Consider the following 19,312-nt stretch of genomic DNA (forward strand, 5'->3'; position numbering starts at 1 on the left):
ATCTTGATGTCCTTTAAATTCTCCTATCAACTTACCCGTGACATCCCACAACCTGGCTGTTTTGTCCCATGATGCCGTAGCGATGTATTTGCCGTCGGGACTAAAACTGACACTCAATACCAAACTTTGATGTCCTTTAAACCGATTTTGTTCTCGGATGTTGTCGAGAACCTGGTTGAGAGCAATCTGGGGAGTAGATATCGGGTAATCTTCAAGGGATTGAACATTTTTAACTGTAGCTTTGAGCTGTTTCCCAGTATTTACGGCAGAGATTAAAGCATTTATTTGGTTATTGCCAAATTCAAACTGTCTCAAAGCATCACTTGCCAATCGCTCTAATTTGGTCAACTTCTGTGCCTTGTCCACTTGCTGCCACGCTATTCCCATTACAGTTGCAGCTAAAACTAGGCTAATACCCAATACCGCTGTACCAATACCAATTCGTCTCTGGGCTTTTCGCTGTGATTCTACGGACAACATTTCTGCTTTCTGCCACGCCTCTGCTAATATCTGATTTTCTGTTTCAGTCTGCTTGAGCTTTTGGCGTAATTCTAGTAATTCTGCACCGCGCTGTTTGCGGATAAAAGGCACTAGATAATCGTGGACAAGTTGGTATCGTTCAATCGGAGTTGCTGGGACTTCTAACACCAATCCCGATTTAACCACAATCTCTAAAACTAACTCTAATTTTTCTGACTCGCTTCCTAAATCTGCTGCTACTTCAACCAAAGTTTTTTGAGGACGGGTATTGTTTTCATCCGTCAGTAAATACAAGACAAGTTCGGCAATGTCTTTATTCTCTTTGCCACAGTCGGCGATAACTTCTGCTAAAAATTCCTCAACCAGTTTGACCTTAGCCTGACTGCCAAGTTGCTGATATTCACTCAGTTGAGTAATCTGCCTTTTTTCCAGTTGCATTCCCACGATTTGAAGTTCGATCGGCCGTACTTCTCCCACTTCACCTGCTAAATCTGCTACCAGTGCGTTTGCCAAATCATCGTCCAAGTAAAATTGAGATTGTTTTGTTAATGTTTGAAGAATAGCTTTCGCATCTGAAATTGAGAAATTTCCCAAGTAATAGCAGATTTTCTTCGTAAGAATGTCGTTATCAATAATTGACAAATTGGTGGCGCGATTGAACTCTAACAAGTAGAAAAGATAATCTTCCCGCAGCGACAGGATAATTTTGAGATCGCTAATCCGATTTAAACATTCAGCCAGAAAATCATATAACTCTCGCCTACCAATTGGATCTCGATAAGCAAAGAAAAATTCCTCAAACTGGTCAAAGATTAATACAGTTAATAAATTACGGTCTTGATTCAGTCGCAACTGTTTTAAAATAGCTGTTGGGGTGTCGATCTCCCCTGACAAATTCACAGCTTTTAATTGTTCAATTCCTGCTTTCAAAGACTCACCGCAATCCCTCACCCAATCATGATATGATTGCAATAAAATAGGCAATATGTCCCGCGCTTCAAAAGTTGTCAGTTGCAGTGCCGGAACTAACCATGCCTGAATTATCGAACTTTTTCCTACCCCAGATTGTCCGTGAACGATCGTCAGCTTGCAAGCAGGTGTACCTATCCGTTTACTTATCTCTTTAATATCGCGCGATCGCCCGGAAGCTGCTTCAATTTCCTCAACAATTTCAGCTTTTGACTTACCGGATTTTAAACCGATGTCAATTATTTGTTGCGGCGACTGCAAGCGACTGGCACCGATAAAAGCTTGCAATCCATATTTGCTTTTAACTGCTTGTTGTTCGAGTTTGATATCAAAGGCTTTTAAATATTCGCCTTGCTCAAAATACAGAGTTCTCAACTCTTCTAAAATCCTCAGATAAAGCTGCACATCATCTGGAGGCTGGGTAATTACTTTCGCTTGTGTTAAAGTTTCTATAATCTCAATAGAAGAAAATACAGACTGACTCCCCCCTTTAGCAAGGGCGGGCTGGGGGGGGTTAACTGTCGAACAGGGGATAAGATTTCGCTGCCCTTTTGCCAAAAGTAGCAGATACAAACCAGTCTCTTTTTTATTTATTCCTGCTTGTTCCAAAACCGACAATGCTAATTTAGCCGATTCGCAAGCTTTTTCCCACTGAGATTGTTGCAGCGCCACCTCAGCCAAAAAGCCGTAATCTTCAGCTAGTTGACTCAGAGTGCCGTAATTTACGTGTATTTTTAATGCTTTTTTAGCTAAATTTTCCAACTCTTCCCAAGCTTGTAAAAGTCGCAGCACTTCGCAGAGTTCGCTAATACATTTCGCAGCTAAATCATGTCGCTGGACTTGCTCAAACATCTCCAGAGATTGCTGTAAATACTGTCTAGCTTCTTGCCAATAACCTTGATTTCCAGCCCGGTGCAATTCAGCTTTGCGGTTGTAAGCTTCAGCAATCTTCTTGCCGACAATTCCTTGTCTTTCTAAGTGGCGATTTGGCTGCCAAAATGTCAAACTTTGCTGATAATGTTCGAGTGCTAAATCTATTTGATTTTTCTGAAATTCAACTAAACCGCGAATAAATTGCCAACTAGCTTGCAATTCCTGGTCTAACGCTGCATTTAGCAAATCCTTTTCCAACGACTCAATTTCACAGTCATCTAATTTGAAATTCTCAAGATCAGCAAAAGCCAGGTCTGCTTTTTGTCGCAAAAAAATCATCAAATCATCGGGCGGCAGAGTAAACTGAATTGGAGGAGGAGCCCAAGACTTCAAATCACTCGCCGATCGACTGAATTTAGACAGTACGGAATCCGTAACCCATAATATTAAAGGAAAAGCAAAATCTTGCTTGAATTGATCTCGCGCTCTATTCGCCCCAGCTAGCAGGTCATCAAGAGCAACCACCGATTCGATACCGACAATTATTAAAGCTTTCGGCGGTTCCTCTTGGACGGCATTGAGAATGGTTTGATGAAGTATTTTAGTAGCAGGTTCAAGGACTAATTCTTGATATTCAACTGTCGAGCGATGGCGCAGCTTTTCCAGCATTGCAGAACGCAAGCTAGCATAATTGCAACGCACTATAGTTAAAGAAAACTTTCCTTGAAAGCGGGCGATAGTCCGTACCAATGTAAAGAGCGAGCGCTCATTTTCTGCTGCAATATCTTCGGCTAGATTTGAGTTTACCATAATCTCACGAATTTTGCTGCTGCCACAGCTTAAATTTGTCAGTTTCCATCAACAGCGGATTCAACGCAAACCAATTTCCTTGAGGGTCTGCATATTCAAAAACCCACAGGTTTCGCAGCAAATCTTGGTATTCTTTATCTCCATTAATGCTTTGTTCTTTCACCACCTTAAACAGTAATTCCCACTCATCATTATCAATGCCGCGAATCAGAGTGTCGCGGGAACTACGAATCACTGATTTCAACACATTTTGCGAAATTGGAGGGTCATCTTGCTGCAAGCAACCAAACAGCATCCCCATCAAGTTTCGCAGATGACCTCCGCTGACTCGGCACAATTCATCTAAAGTTTCAGGGCTGTCAAAAACTTCGGTAATTAATGTGATGTGTTCCTCGCTTGACACATCAGGGAAAGCCCGCGACATCACCATGCGCCGCAGCAAATTCATCCCCTCAACACATTCGCTGCCGTTTCTATTCTTTACTGGTACCATCGGCAAAACTTTCGGGTCAACTCCGCCCCCCAAGCGATTTTTTAATATTTCACTTTCATTGCCAAAAATCAATCCCAGCGGCAGGGTATAAACTAAATGGCAATTCAGTTGCCGCAACTGATCGCCTCGGTCAATAAAAATATATTCTGGCAACAGTCGCCCCGCTGCATTGGGTCGAGAAACTATCCGGTCTAAGTTGTCAACAATCACCACCAATCCTTTTTTACCGCGCTGCTTTAGCTGATTAATTGCTACATCAATAATTTCTTGATTAATCAGTTCTAACATTTTATTCGCTTGCGGTTCCATGTACTGTCTCAGTTTAGATCGCAAGTCGGGATTGCTTTTAGTTTTGGCAGTAATTTTGGCAATACCTAAAGGCAGAGAAACTTCCAGATTTCCGTCTGTATTTCCCTTATATTTGCTGCCAAAAAGTTCTCCTTCAGCTTCTAAAGTCACAGGGGTTTGTAAAAAATTCCAACTATTTTTTAAGAATTCTTTAAAACCCTGGGGCTGCAAGGAAATTTTGCCCTCTTCCAAGCTTTGGGTGACTCGCCGGGCGATCGCTAACATGATATCTGTCAAATCGAGATCCATTTCATCGAGGTCTTGTGTTGACTCGAAGTAAACTACATGAAACCCCTCATCTGTCAACTCTTTTTCCAGTCGCGACAATTCAGTAGACTTGCCACAACCAATATGTCCGGTAAACAATTGGCAAGTCGGTTTATCTCGTGCCAGACGGGTAATTGTCCGTTTGAGTATGTTAATAACTTTTCCGCCGCGCACCTCAGCAAAATCAATGTAGTAGCGCTGATCTTCGGCATTGCCCAATATCAGGGAGTGACTGGGGTTGCAGGCATCGCAGAATCGATCGAAATCTAGGTTCATAAAATTTTATAAATTAGTTTTTGTAGTTATTGTAGGGTGGGTCAGGGCTGAATGTTATTACCAGAGACAAAACAATTTTCCGGCTAAGCACCCTACGGTTAGTTAGCTGACCACCCATACGTCGAAGACTATTAGTGTGAACCTGGATGCTGTTTCCAATATTGGTAGGCGGCATAGGCCAAGGTGACAGCGCCGGTGACGATCGCAGATTCATCAACCTCAAATTGCGGGTGATGGAGGGGATAGTTGGGTTTGTCAGTCAGTCCCACTCCTAAGCGAAACATGGTTCCCGGTGCGTGTTCTAAGTACATCGAAAAATCTTCCGCGCCGAGGGATGGTTCTGGTAAAATCTGGACGCGCGATCGACCTAAAGCTTCTAAAGCCGCACTTTCTACTAATTGCGTGAGTTTTGGGTCGTTTTGGACTCCGGGCACGCCGCGCTTGTAGGTGAGTTCGTACTTAGCGCCGTAAGTCGCGCAAACGCTAGAAACAATTTGTTCGATCCAAGCCGGCAGTTTTTCGTGGGTTTCCGGATGGAGCGATCGCACGGTTCCCAGTAATTTTACTCGATCGGCAATCACGTTCGGCGCTCGTCCGCCGTTAATTTGCCCGATCGTCAAAACCAGTGGCCTCAAAGGATTTTGCGTGCGGCTAATTGCCTGCTGCAAAGTGGTAATTATCTGAGAAGCAATCCAAATTGCGTCGATCGCCTCGTGGGGACGCGCACCGTGACCGGATTCGCCCATCACAATCAATTCTAGGTCATCTGCCGCCGCCGTCAGGGCCCCGTGGCGGATACCGATGCAACCGCCGGGAATGGTCGGAAAAACGTGCACTCCGAGGATGCCGTCAACATCTTGCATCGCCCCATCTTTAATCATCCATTGAGCACCTTGGGCAATCTCTTCGGCCGGCTGAAACAAGAAGCGGACGTGACCGGGCAATTTTTCCCCTAGCTGAGACAATATCATGGCTGCGCCCAAACCGACGGTGGTGTGGATGTCGTGACCGCAGGCGTGCATCACTCCCTCGTTGCGGGAGGCAAATTCTAAGTTTGTGCGTTCTTGAATCGGCAAAGCGTCCATATCGGTGCGAATTGCCAGCCAGCGGGACTCGCTGCTGTTGCCTTTGAGTTCGCCGAGCACTCCTGTTTTGCCGATTCCTTCGATCGCGCGGACTCCGCTGGAAGCGAGAACTCCGGCTACGTAGGCGGCGGTTTGATATTCTTGGCCGCTGAGTTCGGGGTGGGAGTGGATGTGGCGGCGAATTTCGATTAAGCGGGGTGCTAGGGTGGCGGCTAATTCTTTGATGCGGGGAAGCATGAATTTAGTTGGGGAGTGCGGTACAAGTTGTAGTCAACTAGGTTAACGCATATGTTTGGGGGTGAACAGGGTTATAAGGCGCAAATGTGCGATCGGGCTTTTAGATGGCAATGCTATTTCTTTTGTGAATAAGATTTTTTTTTCTAACCGCAGAGGGCGCAGAGGACGCAGAGAAAAGAGAGAAAAGAGAGTTAGGTTGAAACGGGGAACAAAAGTCAATATTTTAGGTTGAAATGCTGATTTTTAGTTGACGATTTCTGGTTGTGATATCATCAAGTAGTAATTTTATTAAAATTATTTTTTATGATTAGCTTTGGGTTCTGGAATGTACTTATTTTAATTACAGTCGCTTGGTTAATAAAATTTAATTGGCGATTAGATAGCGAAAAAACAGCATGGCAAGATTCTTTGTTTTTAAAACATCCTTCGATCCAAAGGTTAACTCAGTTTTTTCGTCAACCTATTGTCAACTTTATTTTGCAAGCAGTTATTGTATTAGTTCTCACCCGATTTCTCTGTTATACCGGTTGGTTGGTTTACAATCTTACTACTCGGCCCGATCCGCCTTACTGGGATTTTAAGTGGTTTTATGTAGCGAGTAGATTAGCCCATCAGCATTTGAGTCCCTTTAATGTCGAGGTGTTTAACATCGGTTTCTGTAGCATCACAAAAGTGTGTGGGTTTATTCCATCTTTTGTTTATCCACCTAATATAATTCCTCCGCTGTGGTTTTTTGGCTATTTCCCGATGAAGACTGCTTTCACAATCTGGACTTGGCTGCATCTTATTGCCACAGGTTTTGTTTTATGGGGAGCGAATATCTTGTTGGTGTCGCACTCACGAGGTTTTAGGACTATTTGTAGTATATCAGTTGCATTCCTCTACGGTTTTGTCTTCGATCTTCAAGTTGGCAATGTGGCAACTTTTATTGCTGTTTTGCTGTTATGGATGTTTATTTATGCTAGAAAAAATCGGGATGTAATTGCAGCGATTTTCTTAGGAATTGCCCTTTTTAAACCAACTTTAGTTATATTGTTTGTTCCTTATTTTTTAATCAAAAGACGGTTTAAGCTAGTTTTTATATCTCTAGTGACGGTAACTTTTTTGGCAGTTATAGGTCTAGCTGTAACGGGCAATTCCTTAACAGGATTTATACAGGATGCGACTCGTGGATTTCCACTCTGGCTCAACGATCCATCGAATAATGCTTATATTTCTATGAGTCGCCTTGATTTAAGGGTTATGGGGCCGAGATTTTTCCCCGATAGTCCCTTCGTGGCGAAGCTATTTTCTGACTTGATTATTCTGGTGCTAGTTGGTTTAGTGAGTTGGTATTTTTACAAAAAACAATCTCGCAATGCGTGGTCAAAAAAAGTTGACTTATCTGAAATGGTGCTAATTTCCACTTTGAGTATTGCTATCAACTATTCTCAGCCCACCAGTTCTGTGATGTTAGCACCAGCGGTGGTTTTTTTGCTGAATGATTTATGTTTTCAGATTAAAAATTGTGCCTTCTCTAAGCAAAGAATGTCGGTTTGGTTATTGGCGGCGGGCTGTGTGATGGTGCAAACCGCTGTGATTCATGGCGGGCTGTTGGTGTTTCTAGGAAGGCGGTGGAACTGGAAGGGGGGGGAATTGCCTTATTTGTTTAAAGTAACTATTTTTTCACTACCGAGTTATGCGATTTTAGGCCTGACGTTAAGTGTTTTAGTCTTAGCAATTACCTCTCTTGGTCAAAAACAGGTTGCTGAATTTGACCCTTTGGATCAGGTTTCGGGTTAGAGGAAAAACCAAACCCAACTCCAACACAAAATAAACGGCCCGACAGGTTGGCAGTTGAGAATGACCCATCAACGTAGAGATCAAAGGTTAATTGCTGCTGGGTTCATCTTCTGTAGTCTTTTTAGCCAAGTAAGCATCTACAGCTTCAGAGACAATCCGACTTACGAGATTGCTGACTGTCCGGTCTTCTTTCTTGGCCCAATCTTCCAAGACGTTGTAGGCGTTTGGAGGAACGTAGCTGGTGACTCGTTTTAGGTTTTTTGCTGGCAAGTTAGGCAACTGGGAATTTACTTCATACATCGATCGTACTTTCTTTGTACGCCTCTTGCATAGTGACACACGGTGTGATACCGTGTAAATAGTCAAACACAAAACCCCCACCGGTCAGAGTTGCAATCGTTCGGTGGGGGCTGGAACTCCCATATTTAGGAGAAACTGTATGATATCACAGCCAAAATCAGTTCCTGAACTGCTCCGGGAAGAAATTCCTGATGTACCTCAAGGTAAGCAACCGATTCGTTTGCTGTTGTGTGGCGTTCCCAAAGCCGTAGAAAGTATCGTTAATCTGTTGCACGTTTTAGGTTTTGCAGAAGTTGGGGAATGGAGCCCGCCTCTACCATCGCCGATAGCGGGTGAGGTAATTCGGATTTTAACCCGTTACTGGAAAGAGTAATCTTTGAGGGCGATCGCACGAATTGAAAAAGTGCGATCGGCTATTAACTCACTTCCAAAAGTTGACTCAAAAACTGAATAAAATTTGCCAAAGCCGGAACCTTCTGCTGTGTCTGTTCGCTCACCCAATTATTATCAGCAATACTTGCTGTATTAGTTTTGCCGGGTTTGAGAACGCTGACAACAGTAGCAATTAAAACTTTTTTTTGATCGAAATTTTTCCATTTTAAAGCTTTTATATCTGATTGTGAGAACTCATTTAGATATGAACTAGCTTTCTCCATGTACGCGGGATAAGCTATCTGTCCGCACTCGCACAGTAAAGTATCTAAAACACCTTGCTGCTGATTGTCTGGCAAAACATATATTCCTGTACGCGGGCTATTAGTATCTACAACACCCGGGTTAACTGGAAAATTAGGAAAATAACTGCGGAACTTGTTAGAATATGTTGCGACAATGCGATCGGGAGTTGATTTATCGCAATCGGCAACTATCCCGAATGCTGCCAAATTTGTTTGACACTCAGAATTTACGAATAAAATGTCATCTAAATTAGTCACAAGATTGCTTCCTTCACCTGCATAAATTGCGACTGAGATAGTATCATTAAACAGAATAGAAGGCATATTAAGACGGGTGTACAAGTTTCCTTTTTTGGGATAAACGGGAATAAACTTGCGCCAGAAGGGGTCTAAATCGGAATTTAATCCTTTCAACTCTTCTCGAAAATCTTTAAAACCCAAAAGCTTGAGAACCTTGCCTGTAAATGCCTGGTCGTGAGGTCCTTCTACTCCAATAATGGCGTATTTCACACGCGCACCTCCTGACCCAAATCCTCCCGCAATCTTTGCAATCTTTCCCGTTCTATTCTAACTGCTTTAGTTTGTGACTCCCGTTTCTCTAAACGATAAAGAACTAAGTCCGTCTCCGCATCGCTAGCATCCAAGATCGCATCAATTGCTTCTAAACTGTGGGTAGTTGCAAATAATTGCACGTCCAATCGCTGACACCACTGCACAATCCAAGCAAAGGAACTGCCAAGTGCTTCAGTATGAATTGCTATTTCTATCTCGTCAATTAGCAAAACTCCATCTCGGACTTTTGCCAGGGTTAAAGCAATGAAAAGTAAACGCCGCACCCCATCGCCAAAAGCACTTAGTGGTGAAATACCTACACGTTTGTGGTCGATATATAGACTGGGAAGTTTGCCAGTTGGCGACAAAATTACTAAATCAGTAATTTCTGAATCCATCTGTTGAAGTAATTTTATTACTTCGGGCTTAATACCCAACAAAATAGCTTCTGAAAGCAAGCTAATTTGTAACTGTTCTATCCGGTGAGAAATGGGTGTTACTGTATCAATTGGTAGTACCGCAGTTGAGCGATTTTTTCTGTTAATAAAACGCTGGTTTTCCCAGATTTTAAAACTTACGGATAATTCTTCAGGGCTAAAACTTGTTGCTACTTTGAGTTCTAACTCAGCACCTCGGAGAATATTGTCAAATTCTATTTCGTCAATTTCTAGTTGAGATTCTGAGCTCTTTTCTTTCTCAGTTAACTCGGAAAATCCTTCAAACTCTCGGTAAAGTGCTCTCAATTCTCTAACAGGAAAAGTGCCATTACTTGAAACATAAGTTTCTCCTTCGTAGAGATGGACATGAGAGACTTCACTATTTTGAGGAAACAGCCATCTAAGAGCATCTAGCTGGGGTTTACGGGAAGATTTAATCTCTCTTCGCCATGATGTGTTCAGCCATTCCAGCGGATCTAAGGGGCGACAATAGGTTGATATCGCCTCTAAAACGCTGGTTTTACCTGAGTTATTCCCACCAACCAATATGTTGATTTGACCCAAGTCCTGCAAGGTTAAATCTCGCAGGCCTCGGAACCGATGAATGGTTAAATTGTCAAGGTGTTTCATAATTATCACTTGGGCTTATGACTTGGGCGTATAAGTCGATCGCACTTGCAACTCCTTCATCTGCTTCTCATCCACATCAGACGGCGCATTCGCCAATAAACAGCACGCTTGCTGCGTCTTCGGAAACGCAAGGACATCTATGATAATTATAGTGTTTTTAGTCTAAAAAAGTGCCATGTAATTATGGCATTAACTAAATCTCTCAATAAACATATCGGGAGTAACAATTTCGACTCCTTGAAAAGGAGTTAATACCAATAAATCCAAATCACCCGTAACAATTACATTTGCATTACCACTAACAGCCAACTCTAAAAACTTATTATCTTTTTCATCTCGACAAACAGTGATACTTTCTCTAATAGAAACTAATTGGGATGAACTGATAAATTTCAGTAAAAATACTTGCCGATCTTCCAAAGAAAGATACTTGTTAAACTTTTTACGATTTAAAACTTGCTCTAATTCATTTAAAGTCGTTTCAGAATATAAAATTATTCCTTTTGTTTCTGCCAACTCAATCGCCAGAAATGGGACTGAGGTTTTAAACAGTAAAGCACTGATTAAAACATTCGTATCAATGACAAATCTATTCGTCATTATTATCTGCTAAAATGTCTTGTAAAATTTCAGGCGTTAAGCCTCGCTGCATGGCTCGGTCGGAAATTTCTGCCATAACCTGCGTTAAAGTTTTATTGTGTAAATTTTCTCTAAAAAACAATTGAATAATCAAACTTAACTCTTGCTGAGTCTTAGGAGTAGCTTCTTCAAACGCTGTCTTAATATTTTCATCAACTTGAATCGTAATTATTGCCATAGCCGTTAAAAAAAGTGTTAATACGAAAACATTTTTTTTCTAACTCTATTTTATCACAAATCTTGCACCATTCTCAAGAACAGGCAAGATGCCTGTTCCACAACAGATGAATTTTCGCGGGGGGCACGCGAGTCCGCCCTGAAAGGATTATTGAGAATGGTCAAGGTATTCTACATACTTATGACTTGGGCGTATAAGTCGATCGCACTTGCAACTCCTTCAACTGCTTCTCATCCACCCCAGCCGGCGCATTCGTCAGCAAACAACCCGCCTGCTGCGTCTTCGGAAACGCAATCACATCGCGAATAGATTCCTCACCAGCCAACAGCATCACCAACCGATCCAAACCGTAAGCAATGCCTCCGTGGGGCGGAGTTCCATACTCAAACGCATCCAACAAAAAGCCAAACTTATTGTAAGCTTCCTCAGTCGATAAGCCGATCGCCTCAAACACCTTTTCCTGAACTTCCCGCTGATAAATCCGCAGAGAACCGCCGCCGACTTCTGTACCGTTTAACACCAAATCGTAAGCTTGAGCTCTCGCAGTTTTCAAATCATTAATATCGTCAGGATGCGGTGCAGTAAACGGGTGATGCAATGCTTCCAAACGCTTCTCGTCAGCGTTCCATTCAAACATCGGGAAATCTGTCACCCACAGCAGATTCATCTTGTCTTTATCAATCAATCCCAATTCGTTACCCACGAACAAACGCAATCTATCCAAAGTCTTATTCACAGTTGTCGCATCAGCCGCGGCAAATAACAACAAATGACCTGGTTGCGCGCCCGTGCGATCGAGCAATTCCTGTTTTTGTGCTTCCGTCAAATTATCCTTAATAGCGCCGATCGTATCAATTTCGCCGTTATCCCGCACGCGGATGTAAGCCAATCCCTTCGCACCCGCTTCGCTGGCTTCCTTAAACAAATCGCCGCCCGGTTTAATCCGCACGTTAGAAATCGCATCATTCCCGCCGGGAATCGGCAAAACTTTCACAATTCCGCCCGCAGCAACCGCCCCGGAAAATACCTTAAATCCCGAATCTTTCATCAAGTCGGAAACATCGACTAATTCCAAACCGAAGCGAGTATCCGGTTTGTCGCTACCATAGCGATCCATTGCTTCAGCGTAAGTCAATCGCGGAAAAGGACGAGGCAATTCTATGCCTTTGACACTTTGGAAAATCTGGGAGACTAAACCTTCGTTTAATTCGATAACTTCTTCTAAAGACATGAAACTCATTTCCATGTCTAATTGTGTGAATTCCGGCTGTCTGTCGGCGCGCAAATCTTCATCGCGGAAACAGCGGGCAATTTGATAATATCTGTCCAAACCGGAAACCATTAACAATTGTTTGAACAACTGCGGCGACTGCGGCAAAGCGTACCATTCGCCCAAATTGACGCGGCTGGGCACTAAATAATCTCTCGCACCTTCAGGAGTCGATCGCGTTAAAATCGGTGTTTCAACCTCAATAAAACCTCCCACATCTTCCAGGTGGCGACGCATAGCTTTGACAACTTGGTGGCGAAGCTGCAAATTGCGACTCATACGATCGCGCCGCAAGTCCAAATAGCGATATTTCAGCCGCAAATCTTCCCGCACGCTTTCATTTTCCGCCGTCGCCACCTGAAACGGTAACTGTTTGCGAACCGCATTCAACAACTCAATTTCGTCCGCGTAAATTTCCACCTCACCCGTAGGCAATTTCGGGTTGAGGGAATCTTCGGGGCGGTTGGTGACTCTACCCGTAATTTTAACCACGTATTCGCTGCGTAAAGCCTCAGCCCCGTGATAGGAATCGGGGGTGCGTTCAGGATCGCTGACAATTTGTACAATACCCGATCGATCGCGCACATCCAGAAAAATCACCCCGCCATGATCGCGGCGGCGATCCACCCAGCCGTAAAGGGTGACAGTCTCTCCGATGTGTTCGCTTCGCAGTTCGCCGCAGTAGTAACTTCTCATGGTTAGGGGTTATGGACTAAAAATAATGCTTTTTGATTATAGCGCTTAGTGTCAAAACCTTTTATGAACAGGCAAGATGCCTGTTCCACAAGAAAATTCAATCTTTGTGGAACAGGCATCTTGCCTGTTTTTTAAATATGAACAGGCAAGATGCCTGTTCCACAAGAAAATTCAATCTTTGTGGAACAGGCATCTTGCCTGTTTTTTAAAATGGTGTCATATCTGAGTTTAATCCTTCTTGTCAAAAAACGCCGTCAGCGCGTTCCATGCAGACTTAGCCGCATCCGTCAAGCGAGTGCCGATCGACTCAATTTGCTTCACAATAACGTGCCAATTCTTTTCAGCTTCCGTGTGAATGTGGTCAACAGCTTGTTCGATGCGATCGCGTTCGATCAATTTATTTTGTTCCACCGCTTCTCGCGCTTGTCGCACTGCTTTCAAATAAGCTTCGCGACTGACTTCGCCGGCATCTTGCACCTGCGCTTGCGCCCGCGTTTTAATCGCATCTACCACCAGCCAATTTTTCTCAGTTTCTTTTTTAATCAGCTTGACTGCTTCTGTGAATCTCTCGTGGGCGAGATCCTTATTTTCTTCGATCGCCCCCGATGCCTTATTGACAGCTTTTAAATAAGCTTCGCGGGTGAGTTCGCCCGCTGCTTGCACTTCGGCGGTGGCGCGTTTTTTAATTGCTTCAAACAGCGCCGCAGTTTCTGCGATCGCCTCATCAGTCGCGTCGGGCATCTCTTTTTTGACGAGCTCCGTCGTTTCGAGAGTTGCCTCTAAAATTGGTTCCTCGGTTACTTTTGGATCTGTCATATCAATCTTCTCCTCTGTTAGTAAACATTTTCAAAAAATCTCACAGTCCCTGGATGCAGACTTTGTAGGTGTAGCGCCCGAACGAATTGTGGTTTTTTATACAGACTTTGTACGTGTAGCGCCAGAAGGAATTCTGGCATTTAATAAGAACTAGGCAATTCTTTTCCAGCTTGATCAACTTTTGTATCCGCGTTTACCTAGTTGGAATGACCTCAGTTCTATTACATTATATCTACCAAAGTTACTCTCGTGTGTAGGATACCACCAACTTGGAGGTACGGTTTAGCGCACTTAAATTTGTAATAAGTCTCTCTACTTAAAAAAACACACACCAATCAACTTGGTTTCTCAACCCAATAAAACTGGCAAATTTAATAGTTTCAATTTTCCAATTGCAAATTTTCGCTCTCCTCCGTATATAACAAGTGGTGACATCTTTGAGCGTGCAGTAAAGATTGAGGAAATTCGTACTGAGATAAGAGGATATCTTCGAGCGCAACTTTCATTTGATTGGCACAGATATGTGGCGGCACTTTGCCCATTCCCGTACCCATGCCGGGAATAGCGATAGTTTCAATGATATGTTTGACTGGCGTTCCATCTGGGACTGAGCCAAATTTTACGAGAGTCAAAATAGCGCGGGTTGCTAGATAAACATTTACTGTTTCTCTTAAAACTGTGGGGACACGCATAATTGGTGCAGCTATTAAATAGGGGATTTCAGCATGATCGGTGTCTACAAGTTCTGCCATTCCTACTAAGAGTTCGCCGTGATGTCGCGCCTGAATTAGTTTTTGCAAGCGTTCAAGAACCTGCCCTCCAAAATATTCCGAAATTTCTAAATCTAAGCCGTCGTCCATGAAACCAAAACTATTCCCCGGACTCACAATAGCATCGCATTTCACATCAAATATTGAACCGTGATGTATCTTTACATTTTCCATACTGCCGCAAGTGCTTTCCCACGCTCTAACTAAACTATCGTCTAAGGCAGCCAGCACAATTTGCATAAATACTCTCTCTTAATTTTAATGGCGAACAGCCAGAGCGATCGCCAATTTAATCCTACAATACTTTACATAAATTCGCTGATTTTTCAATTCATCTCAATTTCAACTAGCAAATGTTCAATAGCTACGACATTTTTTGATTGCACACACCGTTATCCTAATACATAGAGAGCTTTTAACGGGGTTGCCACCCTCTGAGGTTTAGGTGTGATGAGCTATACTGCATCGTGTTTTCCGGCTGAGGGGGGTAAAGTCAACAAGCTGTTTCCCTATCTTGTTTTCAGTTTACTCTTTCTCGGTTGAACTCACGTTTAATAAATAATGCTTATGGCGCTCCGATATCACTGTTCTCAAAAGAACGGTTGAGGATTGAAACAGCGTTTGGTGCGTTTATGCTCGTACATGAGTTTGTCAGCCTTAGCCAGCAATTGTTCTAATAAAACTTCATTATTTAAATCCCCAAACTGCACACCAAGACTTATTGATATATAAGCTCGCTCGGACTGTTGATTAAAGCGATCTATATTTTCTTGCAGCCGAGCATGAAAATTAGTAGATGAATCACCCGAAAAGTTAGGAATAAATAAAGCAAATTCATCTCCTCCCAGTCGAGCCACAATATCCGCCTCACGAAACGTTTGCTTCAATATTTGAGCTGCGTCAACGATTACTCTGTCTCCCATTTCGTGTCCTAAAGTGTCGTTAATTTTTTTCAAACCATCTAAGTCAGCGAACAAAACAAAATAGGATGTTTGCGTGCGCCTCGCAATTTTTAGTTGTTGCTCTGCTAGTAAAAAAAAGCCTCGTCGGTTATATAATCCAGTTAATTCATCGGTCACGGATAGCTGCCTTACTTCTGCTTCTGCCCTCAGACGTTCTTGGATTTCATGTTCTAAACGTTGATTTTGTTCGACCAGTTGTTGGCGTTGCTGTTGGATGAGTAATTGATTTTTTACTCTCATGAGCACTTCCTGCTCTTGAAATGGTTTGGTAATATAGTCTACGCCACCCAGCTCAAAGGCTCGTACCTTGTTTTCCAGTCGTTCGAGCGCACTGATAAAAATAACTGGTATCTGAGCACTCGCTTCCGATGCTTTTAACTTTTGGCAGACTTCGTACCCATTCATCTCCGGCATATTGATGTCAAGTAAAATTAGACTCGGTGGGTCGCGATGAATACCTTGGAGTGCCATCCTGCCGTTGAGGGCTTTACGCACAATATAGCCCTGTGACTCTAAAATTTTGGCTAACAAGCGCAGATTGTCTGGGGTATCATCCACGATGAGAATATTCCTTTCGGTCGCAAGTTTGAATAGAGTTGTCATGGGCTTGTTCCTAAATCTGGGTGAGAGTTGCGATCGTTTCAAGCTGAAAGTTATCGACCAAAGATGTCATCGCCGCGATGAAATCTTGTTTCTCCTTGGGAATTTGAGCGATCAATTCATAAAGCTTATTATCACTAAGATCGAGTGCTGCTTCATGAACTTCTGCAATCCACTTGGTTGGCATGGTTTTCAAGTCTGGAGTCAATATTTTTGGTGGCGAACCTGATGAGTCTGGCTGAAGTTTTTCGGCGTAGCAGTAGCGGACGCCCAAGTGATGAGCTATTTTGTCGAAAAGTGTGTCTTCAGTAAACGGCTTGGCAATGTAGTCATCGCAACCGACTTGCAGGCTGGCGATACGATCGTCCTCAAAAGCATAGGCAGTCAGGGCAATGATGCGTGTCATTGGTCTATTCTCCTGTGACATTTGCCCTGAGTTATCTGCTGATGACTCATGACTAATGACTAATGACTGTTGTGATCGAATCTGTCTCGTCGCTTCATAACCATCCATGACAGGCATTTGAATGTCCATCAAAATCAGGTCAGGGTTCCATGTTTGCCAACGATTGATCGCCTCTACCCCATTTTCCACCGCACACACATCAAACCCAAATGACTCCAGCAGTGTCATCAGCAGTTGCCGATTTTCTGGAACGTCTTCTACTACTAGAATTCGGTAGATAGGTTGCCCAGGTGCGAGCCCGATAATCCGATCGCTCGTTTCAGGTTTCTCTAAATCAAGGGACTCTGGTAGTTCTAAAACAACTTGGCAGGTAAAAGTCGAGCCTCGATTCAGGGTGCTTCGCACGGTGATATCGCCTCCCATCAGACGCGCAAACTCACGACTGATAGACAGTCCTAAACCTGTTCCTCGATCGTTGCGACCGCGATTGGTTTGCATGAAAGCGTCAAAAATCGATTCTAAATCTGAGGGAGAAATGCCAGATCCGGTATCCTCAACTTCGAGACACAGGGTAATAGTTGGTTTAATATCAGGTGGATTAGTGGCGCGATCGCAAATTGTACCGGATGGCATATCATCTGATGAAAAAGCTCGTCCGCGCAGGGCTATGCTTCCTGTTGTTGTAAATTTGATAGCATTCCCCAGCAGATTAATCAAGATTTGGCGAAGTTTTGCTTGATCCCCACAGACATAACGGGGAACAGTAGCATCCCACTCGCTGCTCAGATGTAACCCTTTCTCAGGCGCTTTGATGCTGAACATCTCGTTAATAGAACCCAGCAGTCGATGCAGATTAAAACAGCTTCGACTCAGTACCAATTGCCCTGCTTCAATCCTAGACATTTGCAAAACATCGTCGATCAATGTCAGCAGGTGTTCTCCACTACGGGTAATGATCCCTAAATGCTCTTGAAATTCTTCTGGGATATAGGGGCTGCGGTTCATAAGCTGGGTAAATCCCAGAATGGCGTTGAGTGGCGTTCTGAGTTCGTGGCTCATGTTCGCAAGGAACTGGCTTTTGGCACGGTTGGCTATTGCTGCCTTTTGTGCAGCGTGTTCTAGGGCAGCTTGCGAAAATTCTAACACCGCCAGCATGAGGATATGCCTCATTTCGGCGGCAGCTTCTAACTCTGCAATCTGCCAAGGATAAGACATCTCCCGCACTGTCTCTTGCCACAGTTCAAAGGATTTGCGGGGACACAGGTGCATTTTTCCAATTTCGTCGATCGACACAGCATCTTGTGGATTACCTGCCCAGTTTATGGTTTGAATTTGTTCGGGTCGGAACCAAAGAATATGGTATGACTTTTGTTTGGCATAGCATAGGAAGATTGAGATTGCTAAAACACCGCTAGCTCGATCTTTGAATTGCTGGGCTTGGGGATACAACTGAGACAACGAAGCTGTTGCAAACACTCGTTCTTTATTCTGTTCCAGCAACCACTGCACGAGTTCGTCTACCTCAGCTTCCGATGGTGTTTGACCCACCAATGTCAAACGACCATCGAGCAGAATTGCAGCTCCCTGAGCATGAACTAAATCTAGCAATTGAGAAGCATTTTCGCTCAATACCTGTTCGATAAAATTAGAATCTCGCCGGAATGCCTGCTGAAGTTGATCCTGAATCGTTTTCGCCTGCGATCGGTAAACGTTCAATTCTCGATCTTGCTGATGCACCAGTTCGATCGAGGCAAATTGTCCTAAAAATTCACAGGTTTTGCGAGTTTCGTAATCTACCAATCGCGGGCTGTAATGGTGACAGGCAATTAATCCCCAGAGACGCCGATCGTCAATTAACGAAATCGTCAGTGTCCCAGCCACTCCCATATTCTGCAAATATTCAATGTGGTAGGGAGATACTCCCCTTAACACACAAGCACTTAGATCCTGGGGTGTATCGCTTACGGGATGGTTGGTAGGAATTAGGCGGACCGGAGTGTAATTGATATTGGGAATTTGGCGTATCCAATTGCGGTAAAACAATTTGCGGGCGGGTACGGGAATATCGATCGCCGGGTAATGCAATCCCAGGTAGCTTTCTAGATAGCTTTCTTTCTCTTCAGCAATCACCATCCCATGGTCATCGGCTTCAAAGCGATAAATCATCACGCGATCGAACCCGGTCATGGCTTTTACTTCTTTAGCAATGGTTTGAGCTAAATCCGAAATATCGATCGCACTGCGAAAGTTGAGGATAACTGTTTGCAGACGCTGATAAAAATCTATTGAATGATTATTTTCAATAGTCAATTGGGGTTCGATCTCCAGAATCAACTCATCTGGTAGTTGATGCAGTGTGCTTCTAAATGTTTGAATCTTCCCGTCTTTTAGAGGTATTTTTAGATCGAAAGTATTATGAATGTTGAGTTCTTCTTGATTTAGATGCCTGACAATTTCCTGTACTTGCTCGTGACCCAATAAATCTGGCAATGGCTGACCTAGCAATTCTAGGGCAGAAATGCCAAAAAACTGTTCTACATTTTCGCTAGCTTGTAAAATATTGAGGCTGTTTCCTTGCATCAATAAAACGATTCCGTGGGGCTGAATATGACCAGGAGCATACACGGATTCTTCACTGCATTCCTCTAAGCTTGTTAAATTTAAAGGAGTGATTTGGGAAAATTTGGTAATTTTATGAGGCATTTTAGAGCAGTAATGTTAAATAAAAATCAAGGAGGCTTTGGTCAAGAATTACCAAT

General features: G+C 43.4%; 15 protein-coding genes. 2 read left to right on the top strand and 13 right to left on the bottom strand.

The features are described from left to right. From Q5691_RS20150 to Q5691_RS20160, 3 genes are all read right to left on the bottom strand, one after another. The coding region (locus Q5691_RS20150) for an nSTAND1 domain-containing NTPase (protein WP_445305841.1) at window positions 1-3,132 on the bottom strand (3,132 nt) is incomplete at its 3' end. A 4-nt stretch (window positions 3,133-3,136) separates the two neighbouring features. Then, a complete protein-coding gene (locus tag Q5691_RS20155; RefSeq protein ID WP_333346601.1) occupies window positions 3,137-4,516 on the bottom strand; it encodes an ATP-binding protein in 1,380 nt (459 codons plus the stop codon). A gap of 131 nt (window positions 4,517-4,647) precedes the next feature. Then, complete coding sequence (locus tag Q5691_RS20160; RefSeq protein ID WP_333346604.1) at window positions 4,648-5,838, bottom strand: M20 family metallopeptidase; 1,191 nt, start codon at window positions 5,836-5,838, stop codon at window positions 4,648-4,650. A gap of 303 nt (window positions 5,839-6,141) precedes the next feature. On the opposite strand from Q5691_RS20160, the gene Q5691_RS20165 reads away from it, so the two are divergent. Next, window positions 6,142-7,620 carry a glycosyltransferase family 87 protein gene (locus Q5691_RS20165; protein ID WP_333346606.1) on the top strand — a complete coding sequence of 493 codons (1,479 nt, stop codon included), beginning with the start codon at window positions 6,142-6,144 and terminating at the stop codon, window positions 7,618-7,620. Between the two features lie 87 nt (window positions 7,621-7,707). On the opposite strand, the gene Q5691_RS20170 is transcribed toward Q5691_RS20165, so the two are convergent. Continuing rightward, on the bottom strand, window positions 7,708-7,920 hold the full coding sequence (locus Q5691_RS20170; protein WP_172189296.1) for a ribbon-helix-helix domain-containing protein: 213 nt from the start codon (window positions 7,918-7,920) through the stop codon (window positions 7,708-7,710). A gap of 139 nt (window positions 7,921-8,059) precedes the next feature. Between Q5691_RS20170 and Q5691_RS20175 the strand changes: the two genes are divergently transcribed. Continuing rightward, entirely contained in the window at window positions 8,060-8,293 is a 234-nt protein-coding gene (locus tag Q5691_RS20175; RefSeq protein WP_006633397.1) for a hypothetical protein, read from the top strand. A gap of 43 nt (window positions 8,294-8,336) precedes the next feature. On the opposite strand, the gene Q5691_RS20180 is transcribed toward Q5691_RS20175, so the two are convergent. The 9 genes from Q5691_RS20180 to Q5691_RS20220 all read right to left on the bottom strand — a co-directional run bounded on the left by Q5691_RS20180 (window position 8,337) and on the right by Q5691_RS20220 (window position 19,256). After that, the gene (locus Q5691_RS20180) at window positions 8,337-9,107 is read right to left on the bottom strand and encodes a DUF3226 domain-containing protein (protein WP_333346609.1); all 771 of its coding nucleotides are present in this window, start codon (window positions 9,105-9,107) and stop codon (window positions 8,337-8,339) included. Continuing rightward, on the bottom strand, window positions 9,104-10,216 hold the full coding sequence (locus tag Q5691_RS20185) for an AAA family ATPase (RefSeq protein WP_333346612.1): 1,113 nt from the start codon (window positions 10,214-10,216) through the stop codon (window positions 9,104-9,106). Before Q5691_RS20185 ends, Q5691_RS20180 begins: the two co-directional genes overlap by 4 nt. 189 nt (window positions 10,217-10,405) lie before the next feature. Beyond that, complete coding sequence (locus tag Q5691_RS20190) at window positions 10,406-10,816, bottom strand: putative toxin-antitoxin system toxin component, PIN family (protein ID WP_333216895.1); 411 nt, start codon at window positions 10,814-10,816, stop codon at window positions 10,406-10,408. Next, entirely contained in the window at window positions 10,806-11,033 is a 228-nt protein-coding gene (locus Q5691_RS20195; RefSeq protein ID WP_333216892.1) for a hypothetical protein, read from the bottom strand. The genes Q5691_RS20190 and Q5691_RS20195 overlap by 11 nt, the downstream gene beginning before the upstream one ends. Before the next feature lie 178 nt (window positions 11,034-11,211). Beyond that, window positions 11,212-12,999 (bottom strand): aspartate--tRNA ligase, encoded by a 1,788-nt coding sequence (gene aspS / locus Q5691_RS20200; RefSeq protein ID WP_333346615.1) that lies wholly within the window; start codon window positions 12,997-12,999, stop codon window positions 11,212-11,214. A gap of 228 nt (window positions 13,000-13,227) precedes the next feature. Beyond that, window positions 13,228-13,815 carry a hypothetical protein gene (locus tag Q5691_RS20205; RefSeq protein WP_333311575.1) on the bottom strand — a complete coding sequence of 196 codons (588 nt, stop codon included), beginning with the start codon at window positions 13,813-13,815 and terminating at the stop codon, window positions 13,228-13,230. 380 nt (window positions 13,816-14,195) lie between these two features. Then, window positions 14,196-14,825 (bottom strand): macro domain-containing protein, encoded by a 630-nt coding sequence (locus Q5691_RS20210; RefSeq protein ID WP_333215155.1) that lies wholly within the window; start codon window positions 14,823-14,825, stop codon window positions 14,196-14,198. A gap of 350 nt (window positions 14,826-15,175) precedes the next feature. Beyond that, window positions 15,176-16,150, bottom strand: a complete 975-nt coding sequence (locus Q5691_RS20215) for a diguanylate cyclase (protein ID WP_333215157.1) — start codon at window positions 16,148-16,150, stop codon at window positions 15,176-15,178. 10 nt (window positions 16,151-16,160) lie between these two features. Continuing rightward, entirely contained in the window at window positions 16,161-19,256 is a 3,096-nt protein-coding gene (locus tag Q5691_RS20220) for a response regulator (protein ID WP_333215159.1), read from the bottom strand. Between the last annotated feature and the right edge of the window lie 56 nt (window positions 19,257-19,312).

The organism is Microcoleus sp. w1-18aA5, from assembly GCF_036701705.1.
Taxonomy (GTDB): domain Bacteria; phylum Cyanobacteriota; class Cyanobacteriia; order Cyanobacteriales; family Microcoleaceae; genus Microcoleus.